The sequence below is a fragment of the Pseudomonas sp. LBUM1645 genome (assembly GCF_059716185.1).
On sequence record NZ_CP166811.1, the window covers coordinates 4,990,064 to 5,008,867 of the forward strand.

Annotated in this window: 13 protein-coding genes and 1 other RNA gene; 3 read left to right on the top strand and 11 right to left on the bottom strand. The window is 59.5% G+C overall.

The genetic code is table 11. From position 1 onward, the window contains the following. Nucleotides 1–157: 157 nt before the first annotated feature. From recR to dnaX, 4 genes are all read right to left on the bottom strand, one after another. Complete coding sequence (gene recR, locus ACA079_RS22545) at nt 158–760, bottom strand: recombination mediator RecR (protein ID WP_064676559.1); 603 nt, start codon at nt 758–760, stop codon at nt 158–160. A 65-nt stretch (nt 761–825) separates the two neighbouring features. Further along, the gene (curA, locus tag ACA079_RS22550; protein WP_415770267.1) at nt 826–1,860 is read right to left on the bottom strand and encodes an NADPH-dependent curcumin/dihydrocurcumin reductase; all 1,035 of its coding nucleotides are present in this window, start codon (nt 1,858–1,860) and stop codon (nt 826–828) included. Nucleotides 1,861–2,134: 274 nt separating this feature from the next. Next, nucleotides 2,135–2,473 (bottom strand): YbaB/EbfC family nucleoid-associated protein, encoded by a 339-nt coding sequence (locus ACA079_RS22555; protein ID WP_008028561.1) that lies wholly within the window; start codon nt 2,471–2,473, stop codon nt 2,135–2,137. A gap of 67 nt (nt 2,474–2,540) precedes the next feature. Continuing rightward, nucleotides 2,541–4,625 (bottom strand): DNA polymerase III subunit gamma/tau, encoded by a 2,085-nt coding sequence (gene dnaX / locus ACA079_RS22560; RefSeq protein ID WP_497700998.1) that lies wholly within the window; start codon nt 4,623–4,625, stop codon nt 2,541–2,543. Nucleotides 4,626–4,769: 144 nt separating this feature from the next. On the opposite strand from dnaX, the gene ACA079_RS22565 reads away from it, so the two are divergent. Further along, nucleotides 4,770–5,519, top strand: coding sequence for a substrate-binding periplasmic protein (locus tag ACA079_RS22565; protein WP_497700999.1), 750 nt, complete (start codon nt 4,770–4,772; stop codon nt 5,517–5,519). 143 nt (nt 5,520–5,662) lie between these two features. Here ACA079_RS22565 and ACA079_RS22570 read toward each other — a convergent pair whose 3' ends face one another. Beyond that, nucleotides 5,663–7,363 (bottom strand): putative bifunctional diguanylate cyclase/phosphodiesterase, encoded by a 1,701-nt coding sequence (locus ACA079_RS22570; RefSeq protein WP_497701000.1) that lies wholly within the window; start codon nt 7,361–7,363, stop codon nt 5,663–5,665. A 283-nt stretch (nt 7,364–7,646) separates the two neighbouring features. Here ACA079_RS22570 and ACA079_RS22575 point away from each other — a divergent pair, with 283 nt between their 5' ends. Together ACA079_RS22575 and ACA079_RS22580 are read left to right on the top strand one after the other, a co-directional pair. Next, nucleotides 7,647–7,961 (top strand): helix-turn-helix domain-containing protein, encoded by a 315-nt coding sequence (locus tag ACA079_RS22575; RefSeq protein ID WP_497701001.1) that lies wholly within the window; start codon nt 7,647–7,649, stop codon nt 7,959–7,961. Nucleotides 7,962–8,121: 160 nt separating this feature from the next. Beyond that, nucleotides 8,122–9,027 (top strand): DUF2167 domain-containing protein, encoded by a 906-nt coding sequence (locus tag ACA079_RS22580; protein WP_497701002.1) that lies wholly within the window; start codon nt 8,122–8,124, stop codon nt 9,025–9,027. A gap of 178 nt (nt 9,028–9,205) precedes the next feature. Here the strand turns inward: ACA079_RS22580 and ffs are convergent. The 6 genes from ffs to ACA079_RS22610 form a co-directional block, all read right to left on the bottom strand. Beyond that, nucleotides 9,206–9,302, bottom strand: an RNA gene (ffs, locus tag ACA079_RS22585) — signal recognition particle sRNA small type. Nucleotides 9,303–9,592: 290 nt separating this feature from the next. Further along, the gene (locus tag ACA079_RS22590; protein ID WP_497701003.1) at nt 9,593–10,759 is read right to left on the bottom strand and encodes a zinc-binding metallopeptidase family protein; all 1,167 of its coding nucleotides are present in this window, start codon (nt 10,757–10,759) and stop codon (nt 9,593–9,595) included. A gap of 161 nt (nt 10,760–10,920) precedes the next feature. Then, entirely contained in the window at nt 10,921–13,278 is a 2,358-nt protein-coding gene (ligA, locus tag ACA079_RS22595) for an NAD-dependent DNA ligase LigA (protein ID WP_497701004.1), read from the bottom strand. A 156-nt stretch (nt 13,279–13,434) separates the two neighbouring features. Then, complete coding sequence (gene zipA / locus ACA079_RS22600; RefSeq protein WP_497701005.1) at nt 13,435–14,289, bottom strand: cell division protein ZipA; 855 nt, start codon at nt 14,287–14,289, stop codon at nt 13,435–13,437. 258 nt (nt 14,290–14,547) lie between these two features. Further along, nucleotides 14,548–18,036 (bottom strand): chromosome segregation protein SMC, encoded by a 3,489-nt coding sequence (smc, locus tag ACA079_RS22605; protein WP_497701006.1) that lies wholly within the window; start codon nt 18,034–18,036, stop codon nt 14,548–14,550. A gap of 2 nt (nt 18,037–18,038) precedes the next feature. Continuing rightward, nucleotides 18,039–18,698 carry a GntR family transcriptional regulator gene (locus ACA079_RS22610; RefSeq protein ID WP_046053172.1) on the bottom strand — a complete coding sequence of 220 codons (660 nt, stop codon included), beginning with the start codon at nt 18,696–18,698 and terminating at the stop codon, nt 18,039–18,041. Nucleotides 18,699–18,804: the final 106 nt, after the last annotated feature.

Genomic DNA, 18,804 nt, shown 5'->3' on the forward strand with positions numbered 1-18,804 from the left:
GGTTCAGCGAAGTTAACCGAGCGCTTGCTTGGTTTTCAACAGGATTGTGTGAATCAGATGGACCGAAGCGTCTGCATCGCGGGCAAGCCATGCTCCTACAAAAGCAACGCGTTACCTGTAGGAGCCGAGCTTGCTCGCGATGGCGTCAGTCCAGACACTACAAGGTAATCGGCTTACGCCCGGCAAACGAATGCGCCAACGTCCCGCCATCCACCAATTCCAGCTCGCCGCCCAATGGCACGCCGTGGGCGATGCGCGAGGCGATCAGGCCTTTGTTGCTGAGCAACTGAGCAATGTAATGCGCCGTGGCTTCACCTTCCACGGTCGGGTTGGTCGCGAGAATGACTTCAGTAAACGTGCCCGCCTCTTCGATCCGCGCCAGCAGTTGCGGAATACCGATGGCTTCCGGCCCGAGTCCGTCAAGTGGTGACAGATGGCCCTTGAGCACGAAGTAGCGACCACGGAAACCAGTCTGTTCCACCGCGTAGACGTCCATCGGCCCTTCCACCACGCAGAGCAAGGTGTCGTCGCGACGGGTATCGGCGCATTGCGGGCAGAGGTCGTCTTCGGTCAGCGTGCGGCACAACCGGCAATGGCCCACCCCTTCCATAGCCTGGCTCAGTGCCAGGGCCAATCGCGAGCCGCCGCTGCGATCACGCTCGAGCAGCTGCAACGCCATGCGTTGGGCAGTTTTCTGACCCACACCTGGCAAAATTCGCAGGGCGTCGATCAGTTGGCGAATCAAAGGGCTGAAGCTCATGGGGAAAAGTCCGACAAAACAACGAGACGCGGTTTATACCCGCGCCTCTGTTTAGCGTCAATTACTCAGTCCTGGGCGACCCGCACAACCAGTTTGCCGAAGTTGCGTCCTTCCAGCAGACCGATGAACGCTTCAGGTGCCTGCTCCAGGCCATCGACCACGTCTTCGCGGAACTTCACCTTGCCGTCGCGCACCCACGGCGCCATGGCGCTGACGAATTCCGGCTGACGATCACCGTAGTCATCGAACACGATGAAACCCTGGATTCGCACACGCTTGGTCAGCAGCGTGCGCTGCAATTGCGGCAGACGATCCGGGCCGGTCGGTGCTTCGTTAGCGTTGTAGGACGCGATCAGGCCGCAGAGTGGAATTCGCGCCTTGGGCTTGAGCAACGGCAGCACGGCATCGAACACCTTGCCACCGACGTTTTCGTAATAGATGTCGATGCCCTCGGAGCACGCCTTGGCCAATTCATCGGCGAAGTTCGGGCTCTTGTGATCGATGCAGGCATCAAAACCCAGCTCATCGACCACATAACGGCACTTGTCCGCACCACCGGCCACGCCGACTACGCGCAAGCCTTTGATCTTCGCTACCTGACCGACTACCGACCCCACGGCGCCGGACGCAGCCGCAACCACCAGGGTTTCGCCGGCCTTGGGCTGGCCGATGTCCATCAGGCCCATATACGCGGTCATTCCAGGCATGCCCAACACCCCCAGCGCCATTGACGGGCTCGGCAGCCCGGACGGCACCGGAATGATGTCGCGACCGTCGCTGAGGCTGTGGCTCTGCCAACCGGTAGAACCGACCACCAGATCACCTTCGTGGAATTTCGGATTCAGCGAGCGCTCGACTCGGCTGACAGCGCCACCGGTCATCACCTCGCCGATTTCCACCGGTGCGGCGTAGGACGGCGCGTCGCTCATGCGTCCGCGCATGTAGGGATCGAGTGACAGGTAAAGGGTTTTGAGCAGCACCTGACCGTCGGCCAGGTCCGGCAGCGCAACGCGCTCCAGGCGGAAATTCTCCGGCGTCGGCGCGCCTACCGGGCGGGACGCCAGGACGATACGTTGGTTGAGGGTCAATGCTTGTGGCATGTGAGCTTCTCCTTTTGATCGATGAATTCGGCGGTATAGGGAGCAGACACTTGTGGTGATGGCGCGTTCGATGTTTCTACCTTTCATTGTGGCGAGGGAGCTTGCTCCCGCTGGGTCGCGGAGCGGCCCCCTTATCCCTAAGAAGAAGGGGACTGCTGCGCAGCCCAGCGGGAGCAAGCTCCCTCGCCACAGGGATTAACAAACCAGCAGAAACAAAAATGCCAGGCGCGATGCCTGGCATTTTTTTGTAGCCCATCCGACGCGCTTTGGCGAATCAGAATGGCAGTTTCATACCCGGTGGCAGTTGCATACCAGCGGTCATACCGGACATTTTGTCCTGGCTGTTGGCTTCGATCTTGCGCACGGCATCGTTGACGGCGGCGGCGAACACGGCCTCCAGCATCTCTTTGTCGTCTTCGCTCAAGCCTTCGACCAGGCTTGGATCGATGGTCACACGCTTGACGTCGTGACGACCGGTCATCACCACGGTGACCATATCGCCACCGGCTTTACCGGTGACTTCGGCGTTGGCCAGCTCTTCCTGCATCTTGGCCATTTTTTCCTGCATCTGCTGTGCCTGCTTCATCAGGCCGGCCATGCCACCTTTCATCATGGGAATCACCTCAAAAGTACTTGGATAAATACAGTGTCCGACCCTTTCGGCCGAACACCTTCAGTTATTAGCCCTGAGTGACCAGGGTCTCGACAGGCTCAATAGTATCGTTACGGACCACCGCACCGAACTGCTGCATCATTTGCTGGATGAACGGATCACCGTGGATCGACTCTTCAGCCTCGCGCTGACGGTTCGCACGGCGACGGGACGCGGCCTGGGCCGGGGTTTCCTGCTCGGGCTTGATCAGCTCCATGCGCAGGGTCAGCGTACGCCCGTGAAACTGGTTCAACGCATCGTTCAGCCGACGCTGTTGAGTCGCGTTGAACAACGCGCTGTGAGCCGGGTCCAGGTGCATCAGCCAGTTGTCACCTTCGACGGCAATCAGCGTGCAGTTGGCGGCGATGCTGCCGGTCATGCCGGAGATCGGAAGTTTCGGGAACAACTCCAGCCATTGCGCCGCCAGACCGGTGGCCGGCATGGCGGCTGGTTCAGGTTCGGCTTCCGGCGCTGGTTCAGCGGTGTGTTCGCTGGCCAGTTCATCGAGGTAGCTGTAGGCCGACTCCATGTCCGGCTCGATGTAGTCCTCGTCCAGCGGCGGCTCATCGTCCAGGTCCATGCCCGGCGTGGCGGCATCGACTTCGGCCACCGATGGCTCTGGAATCGGCGCAGCAGCCCACTCCGGCGCGTCCGGCACCACGCTGTCGGGGGTCGGCAATGGCATCGGCGCCAAATCGGGCTGTTCGCTGGCGGTTTCCAGCACCGGCTCGACGGCGGGTTGCTGAACGACTTCGGGTTCTATCGGGTCGTTCCAGGGTAGATCGACGAGAGCCTCGACTGCTACTGCCTCAACGACAGGCTCGGGCGCAACGACAGGCGCAACCGGCTCAGGCTCGGGCGCTTGTACTGGAGCAACCACCGCCGCAACCGGCGCAGGCGCGACAGGTGCAACTGCCGCAGCGACTACCGGCGCAACAACGGGCGCGGCAGCCACTGAATTTGCGGAATCAACTGTGGCTTGGCTGATCCCCACTGGCTTTAGCGGCTGCCTCGGGGTGTCCGTGGTGTCTGCCGGTCGGAATGCGAGCATCCGCAGCAGGACCATTTCGAAGCCACCGCGCGGGTCTGGCGCCAGCGGCAAGTCGCGACGACCGATCAGGCCCATCTGGTAATAAAACTGCACGTCTTCGGCCGGCAAGGCCTGAGCCAGTGCCAGCACCCGGTCACGGTCGCCATGACCGTTGTCGACGCCTTCAGGCAAGGCCTGGGCGATGGCGACACGGTGCAACACGTTGAGAATTTCCGAGAGCACGCCGTTCCAGTCCGGGCCTTGTTCGGCCAGATGACGAACGGCTTCGAGCAAAGCCTTGGCGTCGCCTTCGATCAGCGCATGCAGAACGTCGTAGACCTGACCGTGATCTAGCGTGCCGAGCATCGCCCGTACGTCGGCGGCCATGACTTTGCCTTCACCGAAGGCGATCGCCTGGTCGGTCAGGCTCATGGCGTCGCGCATCGAACCGTCGGCGGCGCGGCCCAGCAGCCACAGCGCGTCGTCTTCGAACGGTACGTTCTCGACACCCAGCACATGGGTCAAATGCTCGACCACGCGCTCCGGCGTCATGTTCTTCAGAGAGAACTGCAGGCACCGCGAAAGAATGGTTGCAGGAAGTTTCTGCGGATCGGTCGTCGCCAGGATGAACTTGACGTAGGGCGGCGGCTCTTCAAGGGTTTTCAACAGCGCATTGAAGGAATGGCTGGAGAGCATGTGCACTTCGTCGATCAGGTAGACCTTGAAGCGCCCGCGGCTCGGCGCGTACTGCACGTTGTCGAGCAGTTCGCGGGTGTCCTCGACCTTGGTTCGGCTCGCGGCGTCGATCTCGATCAGGTCGACGAAGCGGCCTTCATCGATCTCGCGGCACACCGAGCACTCGCCGCAAGGCGTTGAAGTGATACCTGTTTCACAGTTCAGGCATTTGGCGATGATCCGCGCGATGGTGGTCTTGCCGACCCCGCGGGTACCGGTAAACAGGTAGGCGTGGTGCAGCCGCTGGCTGTCCAAGGCATTGATCAGAGCCTTGAGCACATGGGTCTGGCCGACCATTTCGCGGAACGAGCGCGGACGCCATTTACGTGCAAGAACCTGATAACTCATCGAAAACCGTCGCAACTAAGGAACAGAAGCGGCTAATGCTATCGGAGCAAGGCCAAAATTGCATCCGGTGCGCTCGTCTAATCTGGCTAAGATGGTCTTTGGGGGGCTTTTATCGGCTCGGGTTTTATCAGCACCGGAGCGTTTATGCGGCGGGTCTTGGGGGCACTGCTGTTAATCAGCCTGAATGTCGCTGGCGCAGAGCCGCCATTGCGCTTCGCGGTGCCCGATAGTTGGGCGATGCCGATGGTGCAACTGGAACGCGGCCACCCCACCCAAGGCATCCTGCACGACGTGATGGTCAGCCTCGCGACCCAGGTCGGCGTGCCGGCCGAATTTCACGTGCTGCCTCGCACGCGAGTGCAAAACGCCATGGAGCACGGCGAAGTCGATATCCGCTGCTATGCGGCGCAGTCCTGGCAGCCGAATCAATCCGGGGATTACATCTGGAGCATTCCACTTTGGTTTCAGCGCGACATGCTGATCAGCCGGCCAGATCCGCTGACCTCAGTGACGCCTGCGAACTTGCCGCGACAAACCATCGGCACGGTACTCGGCTACAGCTATCCGACCTTGCAACCGCTGTTCGACGCCGACCGACTGCATCGCGAAGACGCGCGCAACCAGGAACAGGTGCTGGAAAAACTCCTGGCCGGACGCTATCACTACGCCGTGAGCAATCAATGGACGCTGGACTGGTTCAATCAGCGCCTGCTGCCTGGCCGGCAACTGCAAGGCGTGGCGGTTTTGCAGGAGCAGAGTGTCGGCTGCTATATCCGCAACGACCCCAAGGTGCCCGTGCAGCGTATTTTGCGCACCTTGGTGCGAATGAAAATGTCCGGGGAAATCGACGACATTATTCGGCTCTACATTGGTTCCGAGCCAGGCACACCCTAAGCGACTCCTCTGATCGACACGAAACCATTGTGGGAGCGAGCTTGCTCGCGATAGCGGTATGTCAGTCACCATCAATGTTGAATGTCAGACCGCTATCGCGAGCAAGCTCGCTCCCACATGGGTTCGGTGTTGATCACAAAACTTCAGCCTGCTTGATCCAGCACCTGCCATTGCGCCGGCGCGACAAAACCCTCGACCCAGCCCGGTACTTCTGCGGGCGGCATCGGCCGGGCAATGAAGTAGCCTTGAGCAACTTCACAGCCCAGGCGCAGCAACAATTCACCATGCTCGATACTTTCCAGCCCCTCGGCGATCACCTGCCGGCCAAAGGCCCGAGCCAGCCCAATGACCGCCATGGTCAGGGCCAGATCATCACGATCATTAAGGATGTCACGCACGAACGACTTGTCGATCTTGATGGTTTGGGTTTGCAAACGCTTGAGGTAGCTCAGGGACGAATAGCCGGTGCCAAAGTCCCCCAGTGAAAACTGCACCCCCAGCGCCTGACAGGCCTGTAAACAGGCACTGACATGTTGAATGTTCTCGATCGCCACCGATTCGACGATTTCCAGATCGAGCATCTGTGGGGCCACTTGGGCATGCCGGGCGAGCACGTGTTTGAGTCGGTCGACGAAATCCGCGCGCTGAAAATGTCGTGCCGCAATATTAATGCTGACTGGCCAGCCCTGCCCCGCTTGCTGCCAATGGTGCAACTGCGACAGGACCTGATCCATCACCCACTCACCAATATCGATGATCAGGTCCGTTTCTTCTACCAGCGGCAAAAACTCCCGGGCCGGCACCATGCCGTGTTGCGGATGCTCCCACCGTAACAACGCCTCGAAACCGACAACCTCGCCGCGACGCATGTTCACCTTGGGCTGGAAATGCACACGCAACTCACCGGCAGCCAGCGCCTGGCGCACGCGCTCGACCGTCTGGTGAGTGGCCTTGACCTCCTGATCCCGGGACACGTCGAACAAATGAAAGCGATTGCGACCGCGTTGTTTCGCCACGTACATGGCCTGATCGGCATGACGCAACAGGGTTTCGACATCTTCATTGTCGTGGGGGAACAAGGTGACGCCGATACTGGCAAACACATTGACGCCCTTGCCATGCAACGAGTACGGCGCCGAAATGGCGCCGAGCACCCGGTTCAACGCCGCACGCAGTTCCGGCAGATCCCGCACGTAACGCAACACCAGCACAAACTCGTCACCGGCCAGCCGCGCCACCACATCTTCGCCGCGCACAATGGTGCGCAAACGCTTGGCCACCTCGACCAACAGCAGATCGCCACTGGCATGCCCGTAGCCATCGTTGACCGCTTTGAAGCCGTCGAGATCGAGCATGCATACCGCCAGCGGGATGTTTTCGTGACGGGAGAACTCCAGCGCCTGATCCAGCAAATCCGAGAGGAACGCGCGATTCGGCAGCCCGGTCAGCACGTCATGCCCCACCCGCCATTGCAATGAATGCAGCAATTGGTGTTTTTCGCTGATGTCGAAACGAATCGAAAGATAACGGTCAACCCGTCCGGTGGCGTTATCGAGCACCGGCACCATGGTGCTGTCGACCCAATACAGGCTGCCGTCCTTGGCGCGATTACAAATTTCGCCTTTCCAGACCTTGCCCAAGGCGATGGTGCGCCACATGGCCGCGAAGAAATCGGCGGAGTGCAGACCGGAGTTGAGGAGACGATGATTCTGTCCGAGCAGTTCTTCGCGGCTATAGCCGGAGACAACACAGAACTGATCGTTGACGTGGGTGATCCGGCCGCTCAGATCGGTCTCGGAAAAAATGGCGGCAGCATCCACGGCCCTGCGGTATTTCTCATCCATGAGTCAGGCTCGCTGTGGCTAGCGGTGGTACCGCTCGACCCGTGCAGGATGCCCGGAAGAGGTGTTTTTATAGGTAATGCACAGAAACACGATGTCACTCCATGAACAGTGTTTGATGGCCTCCTGACAGCAGAGATCAACTAACCTTAAAGGCCCAAAATACCCATTTTGAGCGGCGATTCTACGAAACGCATCACATTTTGCAAATCAAGGTGATGGATCATGCAGTTGTCTAATGCAAAAATCTATCGTTAAGTTCTTGATTCTAAATGGGAATTAAGCGATGCAAATTTCAAGTTTGGGTGCGGCCATTCGGCGCTACCGCAAGGTCGCTGGGCTTACTCAGGCTGAACTCGGCGAAAAAACCGGTTTTGACCCCAAAACCATCAGCCGCTTCGAAACCGGCACCTACACCCCCAGCGTGGAATCCTTGTTCCTGTTTGCCGATGTGTTGGGTGTGAAGCTGAAAGCCTTTTTCGCAGATTTAGGCGATGAAGATGAACAGCGGGCGTATCTGTTCGGTGTCATACATAAAGCCACCCCGAAGGATCTGGGAAAGCTGATTGCAGCGGTTGACCAGGCCTTGTCCAAGCCTTAGTGCCGGAAATGAAAAAGGCAGATCTGTCGAATCGACACATCTGCCTTTTGCTCATTCAGGCGCCTGAAAAAACCGCCTCCGCTGGTAGTGAAGATCGTGCATCGATAGTGGCCATCCGATACTCTTCGCATGAAATTAATTCAAAATGTAAGGGACTACGATGAAACACCTCCGCCCGATCCTCATGGCAGCGCTGCTGTGCGCGCTTCACGCCCCCGTGCAAGCGGCCAGCAATCCTCCCCCGGCGCCCGCTGAAGTTGCCCAAGCGCAGCAAACGCCCGAACAATTTCTCGCCACCCTGAAGCAGCAGCACGGCACCATCACCCTGCCCTCCGGCATTGCAACGCTGAAGCTCAGTAAAGAGTTTTATTACCTGGACCCTAATGACACTGAACGCTTGCTGACCGACGGTTGGGGCAACCCACCCGGCCACAAGACCCTGGGCATGATCATCCCAAAAGCCGTGAACCCACTGACCGCCAGCGGCTGGGGCGTGATTGTCAGCTATAACGACGACGGGCATATTTCCGACGAAGATGCGGCAAAAATCGACTATGCCGACCTGCTCAAACAAATGCAGGAAGAGGATGAGGAAGACAATAAGGAGCGGCAGAAGCAGGGCTATGCCGGCCTGCACCTGCTGGGCTGGGCCGAACAACCGCACTACGACGAAACCAGCCACAAAATGTACTGGGCCCGGGAACTGAAAGCCGATGACGCCGAGGACAGCACACTGAATTACAGCATTCGGGTGCTGGGCCGCAAAGGTGTCCTGGAATTGAACGCTGTCGCGTCAATGGCGGACATGCCGATGATCAAGCAGGAATTACCCAAAGTCATCGCCTTCACCAACTTCACTGAGGGCAACCTGTACACCGACTACAACCCCGGAACCGACAAACTGGCGTCTTATGGCCTGGCGGCACTGGTGGGTGGCGGTCTGGCTGCGAAGGCCGGGTTATTTGCCAAGATCGGCATTTTCCTGCTGGCAGCGAAGAAGTTCTTGATCGTGGGGTTGGTAGTGATCGCAGGCTTTGTGCGCAAGCTGTTCAGTCGCAAGGCTTAAGGTTCTGGTCCTTCCGTGCTGCCGGGTGACGCCGGCAGCGCAGGATCTGCAGGCATGACAAACCCGCTACAGGACAGCGCAGCAGACGAACAAAAATAAGGTTTTTAAAAACGAGAGGTATCGGAGGATGTTGCGCGCTCAAGCCCTCGACTCTGAGGACGTGGCGTTATGGAGGCAACCCCACCAGCCACACCCCGGCACACAATGTTCCCGCTGTGGCTGCTTCCTTCCGGATCTGACCAGGTTCACGGGTAATCGTTGCGGGGGGACCGATGGGGTCACCATAACGACGCTCACCTGACGGCGAGCCGCGCCATTGTACCTATCTGAGACGAAGTTACAACCGTTCGGGCGGATTAAAAAATATGTGCTGCTTCAAGGACATGCAGATCCTGGAAATGATCGCGAACTGTAGCAGCTGGCGAAGCCTGCGTTCGGCTGCGCAGCAGTCGTAAACCCGTCACACGCGGTTTACCTGAGAAACCGCGCTGCCTGATTTCACGACTGCTTCGCAGCCGAATGCAGCCTCGCAAGCTCGACAGCTGCTACAAGCGGACTCAGGCGGCTACAGGTCTTGCAACACCTCATCCGCCCGGCCGCCCTCTTCCTGGATCACCAGGTGGATGAAGTGCAGCTTGGCGATTACTGCTGGCGGCAGGACGAACGGATAGAAATCCGGCTGCCCCATGCTGCGTGACAGTTCATTGAGCATGCCCGCCAGTTCGATCCACGCATTGACGAACGACAGGAACGCCGCGCCGCCGGGATGCTGTGGATCGTAGAGGGTACTTGGGGGAAACGGCTGATAGTCGAAGTCCATTTCCCTGGCACTCATCCCGAACCCCAACGCCGTATCCACCGCGTCCATCATGTGCAGGTAGTGAGCCCAGGTTTCGGCCCAATCCTCCCACGGATGCATGGTCGCGTAGGCGCTGACGCAATGTTGCTGCCAGTCGAGCGGCGCACCTTGCTGGTAATGCCGTTCGAGAGCGTCGGTGTAGCTGGCGCGCTCGTCGCCGAACAGGCTACGGAACGGTTCCAGCCAATGGCTGCTGGCGATCAGCCGGTCCCAGTAGTAATGCCCGACTTCATGCCGAAAATGCCCGAGCAGCGTGCGATAAGGTTCATGCATCTGCACCCGAAGCTGCTCGCGATGGGCGTCATCGGCTTCTTTGATATCGAGGGTGATCAGACCGTTGGCGTGACCCGTGGTTGGCGGCTTGCCTTCGAGGTCGACACCGATGAAATCGAAGGCCAGCCCCGTCTCTTCGTCCACGGTTTTGGGAATCACCTGCAAACCAAGGCTGACCAACTGTGCGACCAGACGCCGCTTGGCCGTTTCGACCTTGCGCCAGCGTTCGTGGTTTTCGGCAATCGACAGGTCGGGGATGGTGTGGTTCAGGCTACAAGCGATGCATAACGCATCGTGGTCATTGGCGGGGAGCAGCCAATTGCACGCGGCCGGGGAATCGAGGTTGGCGCAACGGCGGAAGACACCGGCTTCGGGATCGGCGTCGAGCAACCAGGTATCAGCCTGCACGCCGGGCTGCAGCGACGATAGGCGACTCTGCTCCGGTTGATAACCCAACGCCGCCGAACACGCCAGACACTGGCTGTTGCGAAAAAACAGCGACTGCCCGCAGCGGCACTGCCAGACCTTGCTGTTGCGCGAGCTTTCGCCGATGAAGGGCGCAGCGATGCGTGAACTGAGCTGTTCGAAGAAGCGGTACATGGCGATCTCTCCCTGGGGCTTGCCAAGACTAGATCATTCCCGGACCGTGATCGTTCCCGCACTCCATGTGGGTAAAATCAAAAGATCGCAGCCTTCGGCAGCTCCTACAGGTGCACGCCGATCCCCTGTAGGAGCTGCCGAAGGCTGCGATCTTGGCGATCTTAAACGTCGATGCCGTGCTTCTTCAGAAACTCGACAAACGCCTCTTCATCCAGAACCTTCAACCCCAGCTCATTAGCCTTCGCCAACTTCGAGCCGGCACCCGGTCCGGCGACCACACAATGGGTCTTCGCCGATACCGAGCCTGCCACCTTGGCACCGAGGCTTTCAAGTTTTTCCTTGGCGATGTCGCGGCTCATCAACTCCAGCGAACCGGTCAGCACCCAGGTCTGCCCGGCCAGCGGCAAGCCTTCAACGACTTTCTTCTCGCTCTGCCAGTGCATGCCGAAATCACGCAGCTGTTTCTCGGCGGCTTCAGCAATTTGGCGATTTTGCGCAACCGCAAAGAACTCCCGAACCGAAGTCGCCTGCTTCTCCGGCAGCGCCTGACGCATATCCAGCCAGTCGGCGCTGAAAACCCCTTCAAGCGAACCAAACTTGTCAGCGAGCTTCTGCGCCCCACCCGGCCCGACCGAAGGTATGTGCAACTTGTCGAGGAAGCCGCCCAGCGTGGTGCTGGCGGCAAACTCGGCACCCAGCTCACCCTGATCCTGAATCTGCATGCCGTGCTTGAGCAGGTCCTTGATCACCTGCTGGTTATGCGCATCTTCAAAGAAGCTGTGAATCTCATAAGCCACTTCCAGGCCCACGTCCGGCAAGTACGTGAGCACTTGCGGCAAGGCTTGCTGAACCCGCTCCAGCGAGCCGAGAGAACGCGCCAGCACCTTGGCCGTCTCTTCACCGACATCGGGAATCCCGAGGGCGTAGATGAAGCGTGCCAGGCTCGGCTTCTTGCTGTCTTCGATGGCGCTGAGCAGGTTCTTGCTCGACAGTTCGGCAAAGCCTTCGAGGTCGACGATTTGCTCGAACGTCAGCGCGTACAAATCGGCTGGCGAATTTACCAGACCTTCATCCACCAGTTGCTCGACGCTCTTCTCGCCCAGGCCTTCAATGTCCATGGCGCGACGGGAGACGAAGTGAATGATTGCCTGCTTGAGTTGCGCACCGCAGGCCAGACGACCGACGCAGCGGTACACCGCGCCTTCGCTGACGGTCTCGCGACCCTTGCTGCGCTTGACCAGTTGCGTGCGCTCGACATGCGAGCCGCAGACCGGGCACTTCTCGGGAATCTGTACTGGCCGTGCGTTGTCCGGACGGCGCTCGATGACCACTTGCACCACCTGCGGAATTACATCGCCAGCGCGGCGGATGATCACCGTGTCGCCAATCATCAGACCCAGACGCGCCACTTCGTCCATGTTGTGCAGCGTTGCGTTGGCCACGGTGACACCGGCCACCTTGACCGGTTTCAAGCGCGCTACGGGCGTCACCGCGCCGGTACGACCGACCTGGAATTCCACGTCGAGCAATTCAGTGAGTTCTTCCATGGCCGGGAATTTGTGCGCGATCGCCCAGCGCGGTTCACGAGCACGGAAGCCCAGCTCACGCTGAGAGGCAATGCTGTTGACCTTGAACACCACGCCGTCGATTTCATAGGGCAGCGAATTGCGGCGTTCACCAATGTCACGGTAGTAATCCAGGCATTCATCAATGCCATGAGCCAGTTTCAACTCATGACTGATCGGCATGCCCCAGGCTTTGAGTTGCTGCAGATTGCCAATGTGCGTATCAGCAATATCGGCCGAAATCTGACCGATGCCGTAGCAGCAAAATTCCAACGGACGGTTGGCGGTGATCTTCGAATCGAGCTGGCGCAAGCTGCCCGCCGCTGCGTTGCGCGGATTGGCGAAGGTCTTGCCGCCGACTTCCAGCTGCGTGGCGTTGAGGCGTTCGAAACCGGCCTTGGACATGAACACTTCGCCGCGCACTTCCAGGGTCGCCGGCCAGCCGGTACCGTGCAGCTTGAGCGGAATGTTGCGCACGGTACGCACGTTGACGCTGATGTCTTCGCCGGTGGTGCCATCGCCGCGAGTCGCGCCGCGCACCAGCACGCCATCCTGATACAGCAAGCTGACCGCCAGGCCATCGAGCTTGGGTTCGCAGCTGTATTCCACCGCCGCACCGCCGCCGAACAAGTCACCGACCGGCAGGTCGAGACCTTCAGTCACCCGACGATCGAACTCGCGCATGTCGGTTTCTTCGAAGGCGTTGCCGAGGCTGAGCATCGGCACTTCGTGACGCACCTGAGTGAACGCCGACAGCGCCGCACTGCCGACGCGCTGGGTTGGCGAGTCGCTGGTGATCAGTTCGGGATTGGCCGCTTCGAGGGCCTTGAGCTCATTGAACAACCGATCGTATTCGGCGTCCGGAATGCTTGGCTCGTCCAGCACGTGATAGCGATAGTTGTGCTGATCCAGCTCAGCGCGCAGCTCTAGAATGCGGTTTTTGGCGGCGGTCATGGGTGTTCTCTCATAAAGCAAAAGAGCAGCCGAGGCTGCTCTATCTCATATCATCAGGATCAAGAGATCGCAGCCTCGTTTCACTCGACAGCTCCTACAGAAAATCGCGACCCCTGTAGGAGCTGTCGAGTGAAACGAGGCTGCGATCTTTTGACCTTAGCGCTTCTGGGTCAGGGCACGACGTTCGAATTCAACGATGCGCTGACGGTAATGCTCAATCGTCTGGGCAGTCAGCACGCTGCGCTGGTCGTCTTTCAGTTCGCCGTTCAGCTCCTGGGACAGTTTGCGCGCCGCGGCCACCATCACGTCGAAGGCTTGCTTCGGATGACGCGGGCCTGGCAGACCGAGGAAGAAGCTCACTGCCGGTGTGCTGAAGTGGTCGATGTCATCCAGATCGAAAACGCCCGGCTTGACCGCATTGGCCATCGAGAACAGGACTTCGCCGTTGCCGGCCATGCTTTCGTGGCGGTGGAAAATGTCCATCTCGCCGAAACGCAGACCGCTTTCCAAAATGTTCTGCAACAGCGCCGGGCCTTTGAAGCCGGCAGCGTCGCGGCAGATCACGCTGATCACCAGCACTTCTTCGGCTTGCGGTTGTTCCCTGTCGCTGGCCGAACTCGAAGCCTTGGTGTCATCCGGAAAATCGTCGTCACGGCTGCTGAAGCTCGGGCCGCCGTCCAGATCCAGACTGAGGTTCATGTCGCCTTGCGAAGGCTCGCCATGACCACGCTTGCCGCGCTTGGAACCCGACTCACGCTGCTCACGAGCAGGCATGCTCACCGACGGCAGATCGTGTTCGTCCAGTTGCGGCTCTTTATGCGTATCCAGCACGCGGGGCGGGCCCAACAGCTCGGCGCTGGTGTCCTCGTCCGGCAAATTGGACAAACTTCGGTCGAGACGGAATTTCAGTTTCCCCTTGCCGCCGCGCATGCGACGCCAGCCATCGAAAAGAATACCGGCAATGACAATAATGCCGATGACGATCAGCCACTCGCGCAGACCGATTTCCATGTAATCCCGTGCCTCTATAAAAAATGCTGAAAAATAAGTGGTTTACAACTCGCAAACCGCTTTAAAACGTGGCGCCAACTCTATGTTCTGACAGGCGTTTTGCCCACGTATACGAAAAATTGACATTAAACTAGCACGACCAAAGGCAACTTTACACCGTCTGTCACAATGGCTTGCGCGAATATGTCGATTGGCCAGCAAGTCAGGGCAGGTAATTAAGTCCTACAACTCAAAAATACCTCTCCTGAAAGCGCCGACTCAGGCATCCACCATCGCCATCGCCTCCTCGACATCCACTGCCACCAGACGCGAGCAACCCGGTTCGTGCATCGTCACCCCCATCAGTTGCTCGGCCATTTCCATGGCGATCTTGTTGTGGGTGATATAGATGAACTGCACCGTCTGCGACATCTCTTTGACCAGCCGTGCGTAGCGTCCAACGTTAGCGTCATCCAATGGCGCGTCAACTTCATCGAGCATGCAGAACGGCGCCGGATTCAACTTGAAGATGGCAAAAACCAGGGCCAATGCGGTCAGGGCTTTTTCGCCACCGGAGAGCAAGTGGATGGTGCTGTTCTTCTTTCCTGGCGGCTGCGCCATGATCGTTACCCCTGTATCGAGTAGATCTTCGCCCGTCAGTTCCAAATAGGCGCGTCCTCCACCGAAAACTTTTGGGAAAAGGGCCTGTAAACCGCCATTGATCTGATCAAAGGTATCTTTGAAGCGGTTTCGGGTTTCCTTATCGATCTTGCGAATCACGTTTTCGAGCGTATCCAGCGCCTCGACCAAATCGTCGTTCTGCGCATCCAGATAACGTTTACGCTCGGATTGTTGCTGGTATTCGTCGATGGCCGCCAGGTTGATCGCACCGAGACGCTGAATCCGCGCGGCGATGCGTTCGAGTTCTTCTTCGGCGTCTTTCTCGTTGGCCTCGGCCACCAGCGTGGCGAGTACGCCGTGGAGATCGTAGCCGTCTTCCAGCAACTGATCTTCGAGCGCCTTGCGGCGCACGGTCAGGGCCTGCCATTCCATGCGCTGGGTTTCCATCTGGCCGCGAATCAATTGCGATTGCTGCTCGGCCTGGCTGCGACGTTTTTCCGCGTCGCGCAATTCGCGATCAGCGTCTTCCAGGGCGATCTGCGCAGTCTTGAGTTCTTCGTCGACGGTCATGCGTTTGTCGAGCAGCTCTTCGAGCTTGAGGCGCAACTCCTCCAGCGGCGCCTCGCCCTCCTCCAGGTTGAGGCTGAGCTGTTCGCGCTTCTCGGTCAGGCGCTCGGACTGCATTTCCAGACGTTCCAGCGCCTGACGCGTGGAGTCGTGTTGCGCTTTGAGCGAGCCCAGACGCACCGCCAGCTGATGCGCGTGATCCTTGTGCTGCCGGGCTTCCTGCCGCACCCGATCAAGTCGCTCGCGCAAGCTGTCGCGCTGGGCCAGCAGCAACTCGCGCTGCTCGGTGTCCAGCGCCATGCTGTCGAGGGCATCCTGCAATTGCAGACGCGCCTCGCCGATATTTTCGTGTTCCAGAGCGCGTTGCTCAGCCAGCTCGGTGAGTTCTTCGTCCAGGCGTGTACGGCGCAAGGTCAGTTGTTCGGCCTTGGCTTTGCCGGCGGACAACTGGGCTTTCAATTCGCCTTGCTGACGCGCTTCGTCTTGCAGCAGACGGCGCAGATGTTCGCGACCGTTTTCCTGCTGACGCTGTTGCGCCCGCAGGTTTTGTAATTGGGTTTCCAGGGTTTCGACCGTGGCTTCGCGCTCTTCGCGTTCAAGGCCCAGACGCTGGATTTCCTGGCCGCGGGCGAGCACACCGCTTTCCGCTTCGCTTGCCCGGCGTACGCGCAAAAAGTGCCGACCGACCCAGTAACCATCGCGGCTGATCAGGCTCTGGCCGGCGGTCAATTGATTGCGCAGGGCCAACGCCTGCTCGAGGCTATCGACCGGTTTAACCTGCCCCAACCATGGCGCCAGATCGATCTGCGCTTCAACTTTATCCAGCAAGCTGCCGGGCACGCGCACGCCATCAGTGGCGGGGCTGAGCAAGCGCAAATCGCCTTGGGCAAAACCGGCCAGATCGAAATCACCGAAATCATCCACCAGCACCGCTTGCAGGTCGGCACCGAGCACGGTTTCTACCGCCAGCTCCCAACCGGCTTCAACTTTAAGACCTTCGGCCAGACGCGGACGGTCCGCCAAATGTTGTTCGCGCAGCCATTCGGCAGTGCCGGTGCCCGGATCGAGTGCGGCTTGCTGCAAGGCTTCAAGGGAGGCGAGGCGACCGTTCAGACGCTGCAAATCGCCCTGAGCTTGTTGCTGATTTTGCAGCGCTAATTGCAATTCCTGACGCAGTTGCTCGAGGCGTTCGACCTGGGCTTCTTCACTGGCCTGCAAGTCTTCGAGGGTCGCTTCACTCGCGGCCAGTTGCTCGCTGAGCTCCATGATCGCCGCGTCTTCCGGGTCTGCCGAGAGCAACGCGCGCTCTTCGCCGAGACGCTTCTGACGATCGGCCAGGCGCTCCATGCTGGTTTCCAGCTGCTGGATCCGCGACTGCTGAACTTCGGACTGGCGACGCGGTTCGGCGGCCGTCAGGTTGAAGGTGTCCCACTGCTCTTGCCAGGCGTGCATGGTGGTTTCGGATTCTTCCAGCGCGGCGGCAGCTTCTTCGGCGGCGGCGCTGGTAACTTCCTGTTCGGGGGTGAGCATGTCCAGCTCTTCGCCCAGGGTCAGGAGCAAGGTGCGGTCGTGGCCCAGGTGAGACTCGGTTTCCAGACGCGCGCGCTCGGCTTCTTTCAGGTCGTCCTGCAATTGGCGCAATCGCTGCTGACCGTGCTGGATGCTCTGCTCGACCCGGGCGATGTCGCCGCCGACCGAATAGAAGCGCCCCTGCACCAGATTGAAGCGCTCGGACAGGTCGTGGTGCCCGTCACGCAAGCGTTCGATCGCCGCATCGGCATTACGCTGCTCGGCCACCAGCGCTTCAAAGGTGACTTCCTGATTGCCGATGATCGCTTCGCGCTGACCAACCTGTTCATTCAACGCCTGCCAGCGTAGGGCCGACAGTTGGGCCTTGAGCTGACGCTCCTCGCCCTTGTATTCCTGATACTTCTTGGCGGCCTCGGCCTGGCGGTACAAGCGTTCAAGCTGACGCTCGAGTTCTTCGCGCAGGTCGGTCAGGCGGGCCAGGTTTTCGTGGGTGCGGCGAATGCGGTTTTCAGTCTCGCGCCGACGCTCCTTGTACTTCGAGATGCCCGCCGCTTCTTCAATGAAGTTGCGCAAGTCTTCGGGCTTGGACTCGATCAGCTTGGAGATCATCCCCTGCTCGATAATCGAGTAGCTGCGCGGGCCGAGGCCAGTGCCGAGGAAGATATCCGTGATATCGCGGCGGCGGCATTTGGTGCCGTTGAGGTAGTAGGTGGTCTGGCTGTCGCGGGTCACTTTGCGGCGAATGGAAATTTCCGCGTAGGCCGCGTATTCGCCGAGCAGGGTGCCGTCGGAGTTATCGAACACCAGCTCGATGCTGGCCTGGCTCACCGGTTTACGGCTGGTCGAGCCGTTGAAGATGACGTCGGTCATCGACTCGCCGCGCAGGTTCTTGGCCGAACTCTCGCCCATTACCCAACGGACGGCGTCGATGATGTTCGACTTGCCGCAACCATTGGGCCCGACCACCGCCGCCATGTTACTGGGGAAGTTCACCGTGGTCGGATCGACGAAGGATTTGAACCCCGCCAGCTTGATGCACTTTAGCCGCACGCTTAAGCGTCCGTCAGGGCAGAAACCACCAGATCACTGCTGCGCTGGGCATACGCCGTCAGCACGATGCGGATCTGCGGAAAATCACGGGCCAGCACGGCGGCGAGCAAGCGTTCGAACAGTTCGAGGAACTCGCTCATCGAGGCCTTGCGCTGTTCCAGGGCGAGGAAATACGCGCGGCTCATGGCCGGCTGCAGATTCTCGACGGTTTCCTGCAAGTACGGGTTGTTGGCGAACGGATACGCGGCGCGCATCACACTGAAGCTGTCGTCGACAAAGGTGCGAATGTCCTGGCGCTCGTAGCTGGCGGTCAGACGCTGCTGGATTTGTACGAACGGCGCCATGTCGGCCTGGACTTTCCAGCCGCTGGCCACTGCATTGCCCAGCAGGATGTAAAGCTCGCTCATCAGCGTGCACAGGCTCTGGACCTTGTGAACCGTGAGTTCGGTCACGTGGGCGCCACGTCGCGGCAGGATCGCGATCAGGTGGCGACGCTCGAGGATCAGCAAGGCTTCACGGACCGAACCGCGGCTGACATTGAGGGCCAGCGTGACCTTCTGTTCCTGGATGCGCTCCCCGGGCTTCATTTCGCCACGAATGATGCGTTCGGCGAGGTGGTGAGCAATTTGCTCGGCGAGGCTGTCCGGCGCCTTGAACGTCATGGTTGTCCCTTCAAACTCTTCGATCTGCACAAGCGGCGCAGTGTACCGCACATAAAGGGTCATGGCGGAGTGCCCACTCGGCGGTTTTTGGCACGATTCAAGCAAA